The organism is Shewanella youngdeokensis (assembly GCF_033180165.1).
GTDB classification, from domain to species: Bacteria; Pseudomonadota; Gammaproteobacteria; order Enterobacterales; family Shewanellaceae; genus Shewanella; species Shewanella youngdeokensis.
This window is the reverse complement of record NZ_CP136522.1, coordinates 879268-895747: the sequence shown is the minus strand read 5'-3', so window position 1 is coordinate 895747 and position 16480 is coordinate 879268. Positions and strand designations below refer to the sequence as shown.

At 42.6% G+C, this 16480-nt stretch carries 16 protein-coding genes and 1 pseudogene; 8 read left to right on the top strand and 9 right to left on the bottom strand.

The window, feature by feature from the left end:
- Positions 1-107: 107 nt before the first annotated feature.
- The 4 genes from RGE70_RS03880 to RGE70_RS03865 all read left to right on the top strand — a co-directional run bounded on the left by RGE70_RS03880 (position 108) and on the right by RGE70_RS03865 (position 3423).
- Complete coding sequence (locus RGE70_RS03880) at positions 108-674, top strand: YajG family lipoprotein (protein WP_310470229.1); 567 nt, start codon at positions 108-110, stop codon at positions 672-674.
- Positions 675-689: 15 nt separating this feature from the next.
- The gene (locus RGE70_RS03875; protein ID WP_310470228.1) at positions 690-1286 is read left to right on the top strand and encodes a peptidylprolyl isomerase; all 597 of its coding nucleotides are present in this window, start codon (positions 690-692) and stop codon (positions 1284-1286) included.
- A 107-nt stretch (positions 1287-1393) separates the two neighbouring features.
- Positions 1394-1714, top strand: a complete 321-nt coding sequence (locus RGE70_RS03870) for a hypothetical protein (protein ID WP_310470227.1) — start codon at positions 1394-1396, stop codon at positions 1712-1714.
- Positions 1715-2034: 320 nt separating this feature from the next.
- Positions 2035-3423 carry an AmpG family muropeptide MFS transporter gene (locus RGE70_RS03865; protein ID WP_310470226.1) on the top strand — a complete coding sequence of 463 codons (1389 nt, stop codon included), beginning with the start codon at positions 2035-2037 and terminating at the stop codon, positions 3421-3423.
- A gap of 90 nt (positions 3424-3513) precedes the next feature.
- On the opposite strand, the gene RGE70_RS03860 is transcribed toward RGE70_RS03865, so the two are convergent.
- Positions 3514-3999: a YajQ family cyclic di-GMP-binding protein gene (locus tag RGE70_RS03860; protein WP_310470225.1), complete on the bottom strand. Its 486-nt coding sequence runs from the start codon at positions 3997-3999 to the stop codon at positions 3514-3516.
- Positions 4000-4156: 157 nt separating this feature from the next.
- On the opposite strand from RGE70_RS03860, the gene RGE70_RS03855 reads away from it, so the two are divergent.
- From RGE70_RS03855 to RGE70_RS03845, 3 genes are all read left to right on the top strand, one after another.
- The gene (locus RGE70_RS03855; RefSeq protein ID WP_310470224.1) at positions 4157-4540 is read left to right on the top strand and encodes a VanZ family protein; all 384 of its coding nucleotides are present in this window, start codon (positions 4157-4159) and stop codon (positions 4538-4540) included.
- The gene (locus RGE70_RS03850) at positions 4541-5515 is read left to right on the top strand and encodes a ketopantoate reductase family protein (protein ID WP_310470223.1); all 975 of its coding nucleotides are present in this window, start codon (positions 4541-4543) and stop codon (positions 5513-5515) included.
- A 124-nt stretch (positions 5516-5639) separates the two neighbouring features.
- Positions 5640-6299 carry a phosphatase PAP2 family protein gene (locus tag RGE70_RS03845; RefSeq protein WP_310470222.1) on the top strand — a complete coding sequence of 220 codons (660 nt, stop codon included), beginning with the start codon at positions 5640-5642 and terminating at the stop codon, positions 6297-6299.
- 74 nt (positions 6300-6373) lie between these two features.
- On the opposite strand, the pseudogene RGE70_RS03840 reads toward RGE70_RS03845, so the two are convergent.
- From RGE70_RS03840 to RGE70_RS03825, 4 genes and pseudogenes are all read right to left on the bottom strand, one after another.
- Positions 6374-6814, bottom strand: a pseudogene (locus tag RGE70_RS03840) (hypothetical protein).
- Between the two features lie 129 nt (positions 6815-6943).
- Entirely contained in the window at positions 6944-8176 is a 1233-nt protein-coding gene (locus RGE70_RS03835) for a DUF819 family protein (protein WP_310470221.1), read from the bottom strand.
- A gap of 8 nt (positions 8177-8184) precedes the next feature.
- Positions 8185-9066, bottom strand: coding sequence for a LysR family transcriptional regulator (locus tag RGE70_RS03830; protein WP_310470220.1), 882 nt, complete (start codon positions 9064-9066; stop codon positions 8185-8187).
- A 185-nt stretch (positions 9067-9251) separates the two neighbouring features.
- Positions 9252-10283 carry a porin gene (locus tag RGE70_RS03825; RefSeq protein WP_310470219.1) on the bottom strand — a complete coding sequence of 344 codons (1032 nt, stop codon included), beginning with the start codon at positions 10281-10283 and terminating at the stop codon, positions 9252-9254.
- A gap of 291 nt (positions 10284-10574) precedes the next feature.
- On the opposite strand from RGE70_RS03825, the gene RGE70_RS03820 reads away from it, so the two are divergent.
- Positions 10575-12356 carry a flavocytochrome c gene (locus RGE70_RS03820; protein WP_310470218.1) on the top strand — a complete coding sequence of 594 codons (1782 nt, stop codon included), beginning with the start codon at positions 10575-10577 and terminating at the stop codon, positions 12354-12356.
- A 530-nt stretch (positions 12357-12886) separates the two neighbouring features.
- Here the strand turns inward: RGE70_RS03820 and kdsA are convergent.
- From kdsA to RGE70_RS03800, 4 genes are all read right to left on the bottom strand, one after another.
- Positions 12887-13735: a 3-deoxy-8-phosphooctulonate synthase gene (gene kdsA, locus RGE70_RS03815; protein WP_310470217.1), complete on the bottom strand. Its 849-nt coding sequence runs from the start codon at positions 13733-13735 to the stop codon at positions 12887-12889.
- 71 nt (positions 13736-13806) lie between these two features.
- Positions 13807-15075 (bottom strand): DUF819 family protein, encoded by a 1269-nt coding sequence (locus RGE70_RS03810; RefSeq protein WP_310470216.1) that lies wholly within the window; start codon positions 15073-15075, stop codon positions 13807-13809.
- 192 nt (positions 15076-15267) lie between these two features.
- Positions 15268-16047: a transglutaminase family protein gene (locus RGE70_RS03805; RefSeq protein WP_310470215.1), complete on the bottom strand. Its 780-nt coding sequence runs from the start codon at positions 16045-16047 to the stop codon at positions 15268-15270.
- 8 nt (positions 16048-16055) lie between these two features.
- Positions 16056-16451, bottom strand: a complete 396-nt coding sequence (locus RGE70_RS03800; protein ID WP_310470214.1) for a SirB2 family protein — start codon at positions 16449-16451, stop codon at positions 16056-16058.
- Positions 16452-16480 lie beyond the last annotated feature (29 nt).

Below are 16480 nucleotides of genomic sequence, written 5' to 3'. Positions count from 1 at the left end.
TGAATTAAATTAGTCGCTCAGCCCGCTAAAAGTTAATGCAGAGTCTGGAATTCAGATCGCTATCTGGTATGCTGTAGCCACCTGATTTTCTGCCCATAATAGTCATAATGAAACCTTTTTACTTAGCCATTGCAAGCCTACTTTTAATGGCAGGCTGTGCCAGCCAAACCCCAAGCCATATTGCGTTAAACCCCGATGTACCGAATGTAACCATGCAAACGAGCCAACTACTACCGCTGGCCATTGAGACTATCGATACCCGTTCAGCCAATTTCATTGTGCGCTTTAATCACGACGATGAAGCAGCTCGCTTAGTCAGCCCGAGCGAAGCGCCACGAGTACAAATCGACCAAATTTTTAGAAGCGGGCTTACCAAAGCGGGCTACAGTGTCGATCCTAGTTCCGTTAATACCGTGCAGTTTCAGTTAGAGCAGTTGCTCACCGATGTTAATGAAGGCACTTTTGGTTTTGAGGCTAGCAGCCTCATAATAATCAATGTCATTGCGCAAAATAGGCATCAATCGCTAACCAAGCGTTACCGTGCAAAGGGAAAGCTAACCGGCCCATTTAGCGCAGACTTCGCCACGTTAGAGCTTGAGATGAATAAACTGCTCAGTGAATTAACGGCAGATATTATTAATGACCCAGAACTAAATCAGTTCTTACAACAGTAATAAACGAGGATTGCTATGAAATCTTGGATCATAAAATGCGTGAGTGTTAGCGCGCTATTATTATCGGCCACGTTTGCAAATGCGGTCGATATCCAACCAAACAGCCTTTACCCTCAGGTAGAGTTTGATACCAGTGCGGGAAAAATTGTTGTCGAACTCGATAGAACTCGCGCACCGTTAACCGTCGATAACTTTCTCACTTACGTGGTCACAGGTCATTACGACGGAACGCTGTTTCACCGCGTAATAGCAGACTTTGTAGTACAAGGTGGCGGGCTTGATGTTAAACAAGAAGAGCGACCAACCCAAAAGCCAATTGTAAACGAATCAGGCAACGGTCTTAAAAACGAATTAGGCACTATCGCGATGGCCCGTGAAGCCAACCCACATAGCGCCAGCAGCCAGTTTTATTTTAATATGGCCGATAATAAAAACCTTGACCCATCTTCACGACGTTGGGGCTATGCCGTTTTTGGCGAAGTCACATCGGGGATGGAGGTGCTAGCCGCAATGGCACAAACCCCTACAGACTTTAACAGTAAGCTTGGTTGGCCTGACTTTCCGGTCACTGATATTGTGCTAAACAAAGCGACTCTTTTACCTAGAGAGTAAGGTTAGCAATTGATTTTGCATACAATATAATGTGTATTTTCAGTTTTTTATAACAAAATTTAAAATTGCGTCTATACTGAGACCGCTAAGCAAAAGGAGGCGGTTCAATGACACCAAATGAGTTCATTGATGATAAAGCGCCCCAGCTGGCTTTCTATGGAAAAGCATTATTGAGTGATCAGCTCGATTTCAAAGAAATCCAGTTATATCTATGGGACACCCTAGAAGAATGGCAGCTATACGACCATCAGGGTGATGCGCAAACGGATACAGAACGAGTGTTCTGGCACCTATTACATGCCTTTGACAAATGGCCTTCGCGGGTCATTAGGGGTAACCAGTTCTTGAGGCGGCAAGTTCACGACTGCTGTGACTTCTTAAGTATTGGCGGTCAACTCCCTCGAGGATGCATTGGTATCAGACCTTAGACTTTATCTAAAATATAAATATAAGCTCCATCCCAAGCCCAAACCTAATCAGTTTGGGCTTTTTTAATGGTCATAGCTTAAGTGTTTTTAATTCATTAAAGTTGTTAACTATGTAGCTTATAGTTCGCCGCTTTCGTAACTTAGACCTGAGTTAAGCACTTCAGCGACATTAATACCCGTAATTATGGAACCAAGTATTTAGGTTTAAACCCTGCCTCAACAGATACTTAATCCAATTGCTATTATTATTTGCTTGAACCAAATCGCACTCCCCCGTAAGCTGTTCCAATCCTTACTTTTTAAGCAAGTGCGTACCTTCAGTGCCGATATCCTCATATGCTCAGCGCATCAAAGATTCACTTTCTATCTATTGCCACAAACGGGTACTAAGCCTGTTACTACTGGGTTTTTCAGCCGGCTTACCATTGATGCTGGTTTTTTCAACGCTGTCATTCTGGTTAAGAGAAGCCGGGGTAGACAGAACCGCCATTGGCTATTTTAGCTGGATAGCACTGGTGTACGGCTTTAAATGGGCCTGGTCCCCCTTGGTTGACCGGATGTCACTGCCCATTTTGACTAAATTACTCGGTCGCCGTAGAGGTTGGATGCTATTTGCCCAAACAATGCTTGTACTGTCGATTGTCGGCATGAGTCAAAGTGATCCTACGCTCGACATAAAAACATTAACAATGTTCGCCTTTTTAGTGGCTTTTGCTTCAGCAACTCAAGATATTGCAATCGATGCATTTAGGATTGAGTCGGCATCAGAAAGAATGCAAGCCGCATTAGCCGCCGCTTACCAAGTGGGGTATCGTAGCGCCATGATCATTGCCACAGCCGGAGCCCTTACGATTGCCGCTTGGATTGAGCCTAATAATGCCACTTATAGCCTGGCATCTTGGCAAACTGCCTATTTAGTCATGGCAGGGTTAATGTCGATTGGTATTCTTACGACGTTATTTAGCTCTGAGCCGTTAGTCGAAACCAAAGTGGCTGATGAAACAGAAGCCCAGCTTAAACAACAGTTTTCGACACGTTACCCACCGATAATTGCCGCAAGTTTGTCGTGGTTATATACCGCTAGCGTATTGCCTTTCCTCGATTTTTTTAAGCGCTACGGTAAAAGTGCACTGCTAATTCTATTGCTGATCTCTACCTATCGAATTTCAGATATTGTGATGGGAGTGATGGCAAATGTGTTTTATGTCGACATGGGGTTTTCTAAAGCAGAAATTGCAACGCTAAGTAAAGTCTACGGCCTAATTATGACGTTAGTCGGAGCCGGAGCTGGCGGCCTACTGGTTGCTCGCTATGGCACCATGAAAATCCTGTTGCTGGGCGCATTTTTGGTAGCGACCACTAACTTACTGTTTGCTTACCAAGCCGTGATTGGCTACAACGTCACGTTTTTGACCTTGGCGATTTCGGTCGACAACTTTAGTGGTGGCGTGGCAACAGCTGCCTTTATTGCTTACCTATCAAGTTTAACCAGCACCGGTTACACCGCGACACAATACGCATTATTGTCGTCAATCATGCTTATATTTCCGAAATTTGTCGCTGGATTTTCAGGAATGTATATCGATGCCTATGACTACGTCAGTTTCTTTATTGGTGCCAGCATAATCGGGTTCCCGGTATTAGGGCTTATTTTGTTAGTGCAAAAGTATGTTCCTGCAACCCATCCACCTCACCGCAAAAGCGAGTGATTAACTAATGCAATAACACATTAAAAAGCCCAACCTTTAACAGTTGGGCTTTTTATTACAATACAAAAACATTGGTGCAAACCGTAACGCTTAATCTCTAAAATTATTAAATTGAAACGGCTGGCCAAGTTCAGCTTCGCGCGCTAATGCCATCACGGCCTGTAAGTCGTCGCGTTTTTTACCAGTAACACGTACTGAGTCACCTTGAATTGAAGACTGCACTTTTAGCTTGCTGTCTTTAATTTTCTTAACCAGCTTTTTAGCCACCAGCGTTTCAATCCCCTCTTTAAAATTAACTTTTAGAGAGAATGTTTTACCGCTGTGCACTGCTTTATCATCAACGTCCATTGATTTAGGGTCGACGTTACGCTTGCTCAATTGCATCCGTAAAATATCGACTAATTGATTACATTGAAAGTCGTCTTCAGCAGACAATGTAACGACATGGTCTTTATATTCAATACTTGCCTCTTTACCGCGAAAATCGAAGCGACTTTTCAATTCTCGCACAGAGTTGTCTACCGCATTACGTAATTCGACTTCATTTACTTCAGAAACAATATCCATTGAAGGCATACGCTTGATCCTTAAAAATTGATTTGTCCGCATTTTACCGACACAACCTAACGACTTGAAGTGCCAATAATGATTAAATTGATTACAAGCATAGTTCTAGGTGACTTTACCCACCTATTTTTTTATGATGACAACAAATAACACCAGTGTAATTGATGTGATAAACAGACGAAGTATTTTTAAAGTAGCGTTAGCTATCACTCTAATGGTGGTTACTTACTTGGTTTTTTCCAAACCAAACTATAGCGTTAATACCTTTGCCCATTTTGATAAAGTGGGTCACTTAGGCAGTTTTTTTGTACTGTCTTATCTGACTTACTTTGCCTTTAAGCCAAGATGGTATGTGCTTGCCATTGTGTTGACGATATACGCCATTTTTATTGAAATGGTTCAATCGCAACTGTCTTACCGAAGTGCCTCACTTGCCGATATTATTGCCGACATGGTGGGGGTACTACTGTTTTATTTTACACAGTGGTTGTATCGAAAATATTTTATCGCAGCACAGTGTAAACGTCGCCACAATGCAGGCCGTAAGTAAATGCCATTGTTAACCTCACGACCATCGTCAACCCTCACGCACATATCAATTGTGGGCGCTGGCGCCATTGGCCAGCTGATATTCCACCAGCTAAGCACTGCGATTAACCCGCTCCAACATCGCCTTAATATCATTACCCGGGCGTCGCAGTCGTGCACTCAACAACTCACGCTTACCGATCTCAACCATCGGCAAACCACTAAAATGGCAATGCTGGTTGGTAAAGATGAATATGCACAGCAACTGCCAAATACCGACTTATTAATTGTGTGTGTTAAAGCCTATCAAGTGAACAATGCGCTACAAAGCTTACTCCCGCACCTTAGCCCCAATTGCCATATTTTATTGTTACACAATGGCATGGGCCCACACTTAACAGTAAGTGCAATGCTTGCAGGCCAGAGCCTTAGTCTCGGTACTACCTCGCAAGGAGCACTAAAGCAATCCGCTTGGCATATCACACAAACGGGGAATGGGTTGACGCAATTAGGGCCGTATAGTCAACCGTCAACCTTACCCCAACCGCTGCAAACCATGCTGTTGACGGCTATTCCAAACAGCCAGTGGTGCAGCGATATTTTAACCATGCTGTGGCAAAAGCTGGCAGTTAATGCTGCGATTAACCCGCTTACGGCCATTGAGCAATGCCAAAATGGACAACTTGCTGACAAGCAATACCAAGCTGATATAACCACCGTTGTAGCCGAACTTGTTAGCGTAGCTAAAGCGCAACACATTGAGCTAGAGTTAAATGCGGTGCTCGATAGAGTCTACCAAGTGATTGCGCTTACAGCTCAAAACTACTCATCAATGCATCAAGACGTGCACCACCAGCGGTTAACAGAAATAGACGCCATTAACGGTTTTGTGGTGCAAATGGCAAAAAATCATCATATTGCCACCCCAAAAAACCAGCTCTTTGTTGAGCAAATTAAACTTTTAGAGCAGCAATATTCGCCGCTTATTTCAAGTTAAGCTGCAAGTTTAGCGACCCTACTTGTACTAAGCCCTATGGCTCTCTAAAATCATCAACTTCAAAAACAACAACCTAGCAGCTAACAACGCATTGATGAAAAATACAATTCCCCCAGCAGCTCTAATGACAGGTTTCACGCCAACACTCAGTCAGCGTACTTGCTTATACCTCTACCTTGGCGCCCTCGCCTTAACACTGTTGAGTGTAATGTGCCTTGACCGCAACGTGTCCACCTGGATGCATGCACATAGTCATGCTAGCTATATTTTAGAACCGCTGAGCAACATTCCGCTGCTGTTTGAATTTCTGTCAGTACTGGTGCTACTAAGCTGCATTACTGTCAAAGGCCGTGAAAAGCTGGGCTCGTTATTATTAGCATTGGGTATCACCTATCTTTTAGCCAGTACGATACGCGTTACCACCAAATTCATTTTCGGCCGGACTTGGCCAGAGAGCTGGATCCACACCGAGTCTGGGAGTAACCCATCTTGGATAACCGATGGCATTGAAGGCTTTACTCCCTTTGCAGAAGGGTTGGCGTATAACTCTTTTCCCTCTGGGCATGCATTATTTAGTTACGCACTTGTCAGTGTGTTTTGGTGGCGCTTCCCACAGTTAAAAATCTTGTGGATAATCGCCATGTTAGGCACCTTAGCGGGGCAACTCGGGCAGAATTATCACTTTTTAGGTGATCTACTTGCCGGAGCAACACTCGGCGTGTTCAGCGCGCACATGTCGATTAACTTAACGTGTTACCTACTTGGACGCCTAGCGTCACGCTAAACCCCACGATGGCGGTTTAAACGTAATAAAACGATGGTATTACCGAGTCATGACGACTTGGGGTAAGCTCAGAGTTAACTGAGCATCACTAAAATGGCGGCAATAGCGATCATCACTAATGCCGCCACATCTTTAATTTATACCTGTTTTTAAGCCAAAAGGCGGCAATTAAAAGCATAAAAAACACTTCTATTTGCCCTAGCGTTTAAACATATGGCACAGCTTGTAATGACATTGCGCTAAACCAGCCAATAGAACCTAAACAACTCGTGGTACTGGTTAAAAGGCTTAGCCTAGGCCAGTATGTAAAACACAAACATCGGCGTGATAAAGGGCTGCCCAACAGGTTGCCACCAATATTAAGTTACCAAATACAGTAACGCGATTGGCGTGGCCCACAAAAAGCGCGCCAAGGTCATCCCCGCAGTATTGACCTCTTGACTCAATTGGCTTTGAAACGCGTTACGCCAGGCCTGCATTGACGCGGCAAGAAAAGTATAAAACACCCATGCCATCTTATACTGCACCTAAGTTGATGATGTTAGCTGAGGCTGTCATTCATTATGCCGATAACCTAGTACGTTAGTGCTACATTCAAGCTAATAATCAGCATAGATATGAATGATATCAACTCAAACTATATTTCAGGGAGTCACGGCTTTAAGTAATTCACCACACAACCAGGCCATATAAGTGGCCACACAATAGCCAAATACAGAGAGCAGCACCGCAACGGGTGCAAAGCTTTTATGAAAGGCAATTGCCACAACAGGAGATGACGCCGCACCGCCTAAGTTACATTGACTGGCTATCGCCATATACGCCACAGGAGCACGCATCATGCAGCCTACAATAACAACTAATATCGCATGGAACAGTAGCCATATAGCGCCAATTAAGAAGTAGATAGGAAAGTCTGCAATAGACGTTACATCCATTTGCAGCCCCATGATCGCAATCAAAAAATAAAGCATTAACGAGGAGGTTTTAGACGCACCAACCGCTTCTAATTGCCGCACTTTCGTGAAAGAAAGACCAAAGCTGACCAGCGATACCACAATCACAATCCAGAAAAATTCGGAGGTAAAACTCAATCTTGCTAACGCTGGGTAGTGGTGACTAAAAAAAGGTGCTAAAAAATCCGCGACCCCATGCCCAAGCCCCATAACACCAAAACCAACAGCAAAAATGCTCATATAATCATTAAGGCTAGGCACCTTTTTTGTGCTGGTCTTTAAGTGGCAGGCTGATTGTTGTAGCTTTTCTATTTGGTGAGTATCCGCTTGCAACCACACATCTATTTTGGCTGAATGATTGGCGCAAAAAAGTAGAAACGACATCCACAAAGCAGAAAAAACCACATTCACGGTTATCATAATTGAAAATATATTATCGCCCACTTGAAAAACTTCTTTCATAGCCAGTTGATTAGCAGTCCCTCCAACCCAATTCCCCGCCAGCGTTGCCATGCCTTTCCATACAGCATCGGCTCCATTCCAAGGCAAAGTTTCAGGAACAAAGTAAGCAAAGAGCATTAGCGTAAGCGGCCCACCAACAACAATACCTACTGCCCCGATGAGAAACAGAATAATAAGTTTGGGGCCTAACTGCAGCAATGAATGGACATCCACACTAATAATCAATAAACAAAGACAAACAGGCATGATATAGCGCGAAGCAATACTGGCCAATTGACTATTACTGGTGTCAATTAGGCCAAAAGCATTAAACAATGAGGGTAAGAAATAGCACATCACCATGACAGGAATATACTGATAAAGCTTTTGCCAAAAAACATGTTGTTGCTGGCTAGTATAGAAAATAGCGCCTAACGTGCTGGCAACAATACCCAGTATGACGGGATCAGAGCTAATCATGGCGCCGTTTACTTGCCATAACAAAAGTCGTGGAACTTAGCTGCTAACTCAGACAGAGCTTCGTCTTCACGGTAAATAGACCAGTAATGTCTACAGTGGTCCCAACCGGCTAATTCTATTTTAACAAGGTCGCCACGCTTAACCTCTTCGACAACCGCTAACCAAGGTAAAACACTGATCCCGATCCCCGTACTGATGGCTCTTTTGATGGCGCCCATTGTCGTCATCGTTAGCTCTTGTTCTATATTTACCTTGGCACTTTTAAGCAGTTGAATGGCTCTTGTTCTTGAAATAGAACTCGCCTGCTCCAGCACCCATAACTCTTTAGATAAACTCGTCGGACAAACAACCGTAGCGCTAATAGGATTCGTCGCACCGGCTACGATGCAAATATCGTCCTTAATCCATTGCTGAGTACAAATATTTTTACAGCCGGGTTTCGCATCAATAAAGCCTAGATCGAGCTCTTTTTCACTCACCATTTTCTCAATGGTAGCGGAGTCTTCAATGACTAATTTGATATCAACAAAAGGATTATTTTTCTTAAACAACGGAATTTTTCGTGACAAGACATAGTTACCCGCAGTTTTGCTGCTGCCGACTTTTAACGTTCCTCTGACACCATTGGTCTTCTCAACAAATATCTGCTCTAACTGTACAGCCTTCGAAAGCATGTCATTAGCGTAAGGCAAGATCACCGTGCCATTGTCATTTATCATTAAGCCATTGCTATTACGCTCAAACAGTCGGCTACCAAGCGAGTTTTCCAACTCCTTGAGTGCCATGCTGACTGCTGGCACTGACATATAAAGTGTTTTTGCGGCTTTTGATATTTGCCCACTGTTATGAATGGCCTTGAAAATGCTTAATTGTTTTAGAGTTATTCTCATGTTCAGTGTCATAGCTAAAAACGACCTTAATTATATCTTAAGCAATGCCGAATACCTGTTTAATCTAAAAGCAAAGGCTGAAAATGTAGTCGAGGTAAAAGTTATATGATTAATTAGACTTAGATCAACTAGCAAGCATTAATAATTACACAAATTAATTTTACGACTACCCAAACAATCACTATTTAAAAATTATAACGGAGACTAACGCTGGTAATATTATCATCTTCCAGTTCAATAACAGGGCCAGAATTAGCAACGCGATACGATCCAGAGTAGGTTGCAAAATGGGCGTATACTGTAGTCGACTTTGATAATTTGTAATCAGCACCAACCACTAACGAGTCAATATTAACATCTGTAGCCTCACTGTAATCAGTAGAGCTTAGTGCACTATTTTTAAAGTACTTACCAAATCCAGCTTTATCTTTACCATATTCTGCTTTTAAATTTACACCATTAACATTATAAATAGCTGAGATAAAATATGAGTCACCGGTTTTATTGGAGTAACTTTGACTGGTAGTATTTTGAAATAGCCCTGCAAGTTTAAAATCATAAAACTTAACCTGAGCAACTGCTCGATAGGCATCATAACCTGCAATAGTATTATATGCAGCAGACAAGAAATATGCCGATTTCTTTAGTTTTTTATCTCCGACAAAAATATTAACAGCATACTGTTCTTCTTCGGTATCTTCATAATTATCACCCATTAAGTAAGTGGTGTGAACATTGAATAAACCCGCTATTTTGGGTGAATAGTAAGTGATTCCATCAGCCCTTCGCACCGGAATACCAATCATGCGGTTGTAGCCTGCATTAGTCACAGCAAAGGCTTCTGCATTACCTTTTGAGGTTTTAAACACCGTATCATTACGACCAAAAAGTACTGTTCCCATTTTAGATTTCAAACCTAAATAGGTATTTCGCGGTAAAAACACATCATCACTGTCAGTTGCGCCATTAACCTGCACCTCGATTTTGTAAAGTAATTCAATGTCATCTGACAGGTGATCGCTACCTTTAACCCCAATTCTTGAGAAGTTGTTTTCAATGACCGTTCCTGATTTACTATTTTGAGTCGTGGTCCCATTATCAGAATGTGTTATGGATAGATCTAATCGACCATATATTTGCGGCCCATCAGCAAAAACAGAAAAAGAACTCAAAGAGACTACAGAAACAATGGCAGCCGACAATATTGTTTTATTCATACATACCCACTTAACAAATTAAATAGAAATAAATAATTTTCACATTTAACTTTATTTAAAAGCTAAAAATCACAAATCAAATATTATTTAATAACGAATAAAATTAAATACTCCCGGCTCACATCAATAGATGATAAATAGCGTTTTAAGTAAAACTTAAACATGATTAACATTTGCTTATGCAGTTTTTTTACATGATATTGATCTACGTTTTACAGCGACGACAAAGCTAACCTACTCATAAATAATTAGTACAAGTAATCGAGTACTAAAATAAACGTTATGGAGTAAATGATGAAACTAACTAAACTGGCCTCGCTAATGACAGTATTACTGTTATCTTCTGGTGCTGCAGTCGCCAAGAGTAATAATTTAGCTTCATTCCACACTGACATGAGTGGTTGTGAATCTTGTCATGTTGCAGAAAAAATGAAAGACATTAAGAAAGGTATCACTGATAGCCAAACACATGAGAATGAGCAATGCCGTTCATGTCATGGGTCATATGAAGAGTTAGCCAGCGATAGATTAGAGTTTGATCCACATGCTTCACACTTAGGTGAAATTAACTGTACTTCATGTCATTCAGGTCACGACAAAGCTACATTAACCTGTAACAACTGCCATAACTTCGAAATGGACATGCCATTTGCTGATACTAAAGCTAAAAAGAAGTGGGATGCAGGCTGGAACCAAGACAAAATTCAAAAAGCGATTGCTCAAGGACCAGTTGAAACCGTAGACGTAATCATCGTTGGAGGTGGTTCTGCAGGCTTTAACGCTGCAATCTCAGCTAAATTGGCAGGGGCTAACGTTGTATTGTTTGAAAAAGCGCCATACACAGGTGGTAACTCAATGCTTGCAGCAGGCGGCATTAATGCTGTAGGCACGCCTCAACAAAAAGCTAAAGGTATTGAAGATACTGTTGATTGGTATGCAGAAGATGCAATGAAAGGCGGTCGCTATCAAAATGATCCCAAACTTGTTCAAATACTCGCAGAAGAGTCTGCTGGTGCCGTAAAATGGCTCGAGTCTCTTGGTGCCAATATGGATGACTTAAAGCGTTCAGGTGGTGCACGAGTAGAGAGAACCCATCGCCCATCAGGCGGCGCATCCGTTGGACCTCATATTATTGATACTTTGAGAAAAGCGGCTATTGAACGCGATATTGAAGTACGAGTTAACTCACGCGTTGAAAAAATTGTCCTCAACGAGGATAAGTCAGTCGCTGGCGTCATTGTTCATGGTCGCCATAGTGGTTACAACATGGTTGCAGCCGACTCTATCGTGCTTGCTACCGGCGGTTATGGTATGAACAAAGAAATGGTGGCTTACTACCGACCAACAATGAAAGACATGACTAGCTCTAATAATGTCACAGCGACTGGTGATGGTGTGTTATTAGCCAAAGAAATTGGCGCATCTATGACCGATATCGACTGGGTTCAGGCACACCCAACGATTGGTAAAGACAGCCGTATTTTGATTTCTGAAACCGTTCGAGGTGTGGGCGCAATCATGGTTAATACCGATGGTGAACGTTTTATCAGTGAGCTAACCACTCGTGACCGTGCTTCAGATGCAATCCTAAAGCAAAAAGATCAATATGCTTGGTTAGTCTTTGATGAACAATTGGTTGAGAAAAAGAAAATGGTACGCGGTTATGAGCATTTAGGTATGCTAAGTAAAGCTAATACTATTGAAGAATTGGCAAAAATTACTGGTATGAGTAAATTGCCTACAACAGCAGTTGATTACAATAAGTATCAAGCAGCAGGTAAAGACAGTGCATTTGGGCGTGAAGATATGCCACTAAACCTAAGTAAAGCACCTTTTTACGCCGTAAAAGTCGCACCAGGTATCCATCACACAATGGGTGGCGTAGCCGTTGACACCGACGCCAACGTATTGAACCTTCAAAGCTGGAAAATGGAAGGCCTGTTTGCTGCAGGTGAAGTGACCGGTGGCTTACATGGCCACAACCGTTTAGGCGGTAATGCTATCGCAGAAACTGTAGTATTTGGCCGAAAAGCTGGTGAAAACGCAGCTAAACATGCACTAGATAAAAAGTAACAATAGTTAGACTCATCACTCCCCAACAAAAAGGCCAAGTCTCATCACTTGGCCTTTCTTATGTATCGACTATTTGCTGTAATTTTTATAAGCAATAACAAGATACTAGCCTCTGCGGTAAACCTACTAAACAAAAAACTAATTCAGCCCCACCTCTGTCGCTAGAAGTGGTTAAGACTGAGGGAAAGTGCGTTATAGCGCAATAAATCAAGACCCCAGCATTTTATTTAGAGTCCTAGCTGTAAGCGCCTTAAAGATACGGATATTGGCTAAAAATTATCAATGAAAAAATAGTACAAGTAACAGCTTTAAGGTTCAAATAAGCTTTAATGCACCAGCTGTAACACCGAACCGCTCAGCATTCATTAACTCTACAGAATAAGTGCTAACTTTAGTTGGCAAACACCTAGCCTAGTTTTGGCTATCATATCGCTCTATTTACTCTGAACATTAAAAAGCCCCGTTGAATAACGGGGCTTGAGGTGCGAGTACTATTAGGCAACTAGGTGTTTAGCCAACCAATAGCTTAATTACTTGCTAGTATCGATTGGCGCAAATGACTTAACCAAGTCGTCTACGGCTTTCATTTGTACTAAGTAATTTTCTAACTGATGCAATGGTAACGCACATGGCCCGTCACATTTTGCATTGTCAGGATCGGGATGCGCTTCAATGAACAACCCCGCTAAACCTAATGCCATACCACTGCGGGCAAGCTCTGTAGCTTGTGCGCGGCGTCCACCGGCACTGTCGCTACGTCCACCCGGTTTTTGTAATGCATGCGTCGCATCAAATATAACTGGGTAGCCAGATTGCTTCATTTCATCCATACCCAGCATATCAACCACTAAGTTGTTATAACCAAAGCTTGAACCACGTTCACATAAAATAATCTCATCATTACCCGCCTCGTTAAACTTAGTCACGATATGGCGCATTTCATGTGGTGCTAAAAATTGCGGTTTTTTAACGTTAATTATCGCGCCCGTTTTAGCCATGGCCACAACCAAGTCGGTTTGGCGCGCTAGAAATGCTGGCAGTTGAATAATATCAACCACTTCAGCAACTGGAGCACACTGGTGTATTTCATGTACATCGGTGATCAAAGGCAGGTTAAAGGTTGATTTTATCTCTTCAAAAATCTTTAAACCTTCTTCCATACCTGGACCACGGTAAGAGTTAACAGAAGAGCGGTTCGCCTTATCAAATGACGCTTTAAAGACGTAAGGGATCCCGAGCTTTTGCGTCACTTCAGCGTACGTTTCAGCAATTTTCATTGCAAGGTCGCGTGACTCAAGCACATTCATACCACCAAATAACACAAAAGGTTTGTCATTTGCGATTTCAATCGAACCTAAATTAATGGTTTTATTGCTCATCAATCTCTTCTCTCTTTGTGAGCCAAGGCCTTTGCCTTGGCGTTATTCAAATTCAATTATTGCGGGCTAAACTAGGTCGCAACGATTTGCAGGATTTGACCACACATCCAAGCCATATAAGTGCCTAAAGCATAGCCCAACACAGCCAGAAGCACACCGACTGGCGCAAGCGCCGGATGGAAAGCTGCTGCAACAACAGGTGCAGATGCCGCGCCGCCCACGTTAGCCTGGCTCCCCACCGCCATGTAAAACAAAGGGGCTTTTATCAATTTGGCGACAATCAGCATAAAGCTGGCGTGCACTGTCATCCAAATAATACCAATAGCAAAGTACCACAAGTTAGCAGCATCAAATAACTTAGATACGTCCATATGCAAGCCAATCGTAGCGACCAGGATATACAAGAACACCGAGGCGACTTTTGACGCGCCAGCCGCTTCTAGATGGCGCACTGGGCTAAATGACATAGCTAAACCAATGGTCGTAACGGTAACGATTAACCAAAAGAACTTTGACGTTAAGCTATAGTCGCGTGTCCAAGGGTAGTTAGCTTCAAAAAATGGTCCTAAAAAGTCGGCAAAAATATGCGCTAAACCAGTAACACCAAAACCTACCGCGGCAATCATCATCAAGTCATTAAGGCTCGGAATGCGTGAGTTTTCAGCTTGGTATTTTTCAACTTTATCTTTAAGCGCTTCAAGTGCGGTGGTATCTGCTCCGGTTTTTGCGTCTATCTCTTTGGCTTTCGATGCCATAAACAGCAATACGGCCATCCAGATATTGGCCACGATGACATCAACTGTCACCATGATTGAGAAAATATCGCCACCGGCGCCATAAATTTCTTTCATTGCCGCTTGGTTTGCACCGCCACCAATCCAGCTTCCGGCAAGTGTTGTCATACCTCGCCATACAGCTTCTGGGCCGGTTACGCCCAATACCTCTGGGTTAATACTAGAAATGATCAGCAGTGCAATTGGGCCACCAATAACAATGCCGATTGTTCCCGTCAAAAACATAATTATCGCTTTAGGTCCTAGCGACATAATTGCTTTGAGATCAACACTCAAAATAAGTAACACTAAACAAGCTGGTAGCAAGTAACGTGACGCGACAAAGTATAAACGCGAGGTATCGCCATCAATAATATTAAACGTATTGAGTAATGACGGTAAGAAATAACACATCAATAACGCGGGTATGTAGGTGTAAAACTTTTTCCAAAAGGAGTTGCTACTGTTGCTGGTATAAAACACAAAACCTAGCACAACAGCAAGTATGCCTAGCGCTGTTGCGTCGTTTGTAACTAACGCGCTGGTGACGGAAGCGGAATTGCTCATTAACTCTATCCCCTAGATAGTGGCATTTGCCAAATTATTCATTCTATTCAATTTGTGGTGTTCATTAATGGCGCATTAGTGCGCTCTAATACTAATGATTATGGTGTTACTAAAAAGGGCCATTAGGCCCTTTTTACTCAAGTCACTTCAATGGCCATAATTTAGCACTTTGAGGTGTTCTTGGACTAACACTTAATGGAACGTTTCAACGTTCTCTTTAAGTTCTTTCAATTGCATTTTGACCAGCTCGATGACTGGGTCATGCGGGCTGTTATCAACAAAATGCTCTAAATCGGCTGTAGCCACACTGATACAACCCAACTGCTGTGCAATAAACGCACGCTCGCGGTTAAGGTTTAAGTCTTCAGGGTGCCATTGCAGCAATAGGTTACAACACTCCATTGCGGGTTCAAATTTTCGCCCTACAATGCTGCCAGCTTTTATCTCATGCAGCATACGCGACATCACGCGCTTTACCGAAGCAGGCTTTAAGTAACTGTGTTTAAACGATGCAGCATTGCCGAGTTCACCACGCACCAAAATATGTAATTGGTGTTTGGTCAGCTCATCGCCTGTTAACGGGTCAATATATCGAATGTCATCGTCTATTTGACTCTGTAACACCGTATGGCCTGGTAACAGTAACAGCTCAAGTTTAAGATCAAGTTGCTTGGCAAGTAGCATTAACACGGTAGCCAATGTAGTGCTATTGCCTTGTTTTGAGGTCATACACTTGCCTAGGTCGGCAGCGTCGGCACTGTAATACGCTTCACGTGGGCAAAAACCTAAGTCTTTGTAGAACCATTTGATAAGCCCAGCTAAGCGCTCATGCCGGTCAACCACGTAAAAGCTCAGCACTGAGCCTGCAAGTTCAAGCCAAGCCCAGTTGGCATTTTTGACTTTTGAAAAGCCTAGATGCTCTGCAACTTCAAATGCAGTTTCAGGTAATTGAATTGAATCGATAAGTTTCAAGTGAGTCTTCAACCTAATAACATCGCTTGCTTCAAAACAGCTAGCTTAGCGGCGTAAACCACCCAAGCAACCGCGCCGAGTGCAGCGAATATTTTGAATAATGTACCACGGTCGGCTTTAAGCGAAATCGTTGCTAACGCAATATAAGCGGCAACAGCGCCAATTTTTTCTGTCATCCATGGATCAATAAATGGATATTGCTTAATCGAGAAGCATAAAAGCAACCCTGACAACAGCAAAAAGGTGTCTATAACATGTGGCGCGATCTTAATGAACTTTTTGTCCATTATTGGCGATTGACGAATATGAAGCACAAAACGCACAATAAAGAACAACACACTCAACGCGACGAAAGTCATATGAGAGTGCTTAAATGCAGGATATAAACTATAGAACGTTTCCATAATGTTAGGTCTTTTAGCCAGCAAAGTCG

Excerpts from the sequence above, each read along its gene's own strand:
- RGE70_RS03880 (WP_310470229.1), top strand. The coding sequence starts at position 108 with ATGAAACCTTTTTACTTAGCCATTGCAAGCCTACTTTTAATGGCAGGC.
- RGE70_RS03875 (WP_310470228.1), top strand. The coding sequence starts at position 690 with ATGAAATCTTGGATCATAAAATGCGTGAGTGTTAGCGCGCTATTATTA.
- RGE70_RS03870 (WP_310470227.1), top strand. The coding sequence starts at position 1,394 with ATGACACCAAATGAGTTCATTGATGATAAAGCGCCCCAGCTGGCTTTC.
- RGE70_RS03860 (WP_310470225.1), bottom strand. The coding sequence starts at position 3,999 with ATGCCTTCAATGGATATTGTTTCTGAAGTAAATGAAGTCGAATTACGT.
- RGE70_RS03850 (WP_310470223.1), top strand. The coding sequence starts at position 4,541 with ATGCCATTGTTAACCTCACGACCATCGTCAACCCTCACGCACATATCA.
- RGE70_RS03845 (WP_310470222.1), top strand. The coding sequence starts at position 5,640 with ATGACAGGTTTCACGCCAACACTCAGTCAGCGTACTTGCTTATACCTC.
- RGE70_RS03835 (WP_310470221.1), bottom strand. The coding sequence starts at position 8,176 with ATGATTAGCTCTGATCCCGTCATACTGGGTATTGTTGCCAGCACGTTA.
- RGE70_RS03830 (WP_310470220.1), bottom strand. The coding sequence starts at position 9,066 with ATGAGAATAACTCTAAAACAATTAAGCATTTTCAAGGCCATTCATAAC.
- RGE70_RS03825 (WP_310470219.1), bottom strand. The coding sequence starts at position 10,283 with ATGAATAAAACAATATTGTCGGCTGCCATTGTTTCTGTAGTCTCTTTG.
- RGE70_RS03820 (WP_310470218.1), top strand. The coding sequence starts at position 10,575 with ATGATGAAACTAACTAAACTGGCCTCGCTAATGACAGTATTACTGTTA.
- kdsA (WP_310470217.1), bottom strand. The coding sequence starts at position 13,735 with ATGAGCAATAAAACCATTAATTTAGGTTCGATTGAAATCGCAAATGAC.
- RGE70_RS03810 (WP_310470216.1), bottom strand. The coding sequence starts at position 15,075 with ATGAGCAATTCCGCTTCCGTCACCAGCGCGTTAGTTACAAACGACGCA.
- RGE70_RS03800 (WP_310470214.1), bottom strand. The coding sequence starts at position 16,451 with ATGGAAACGTTCTATAGTTTATATCCTGCATTTAAGCACTCTCATATG.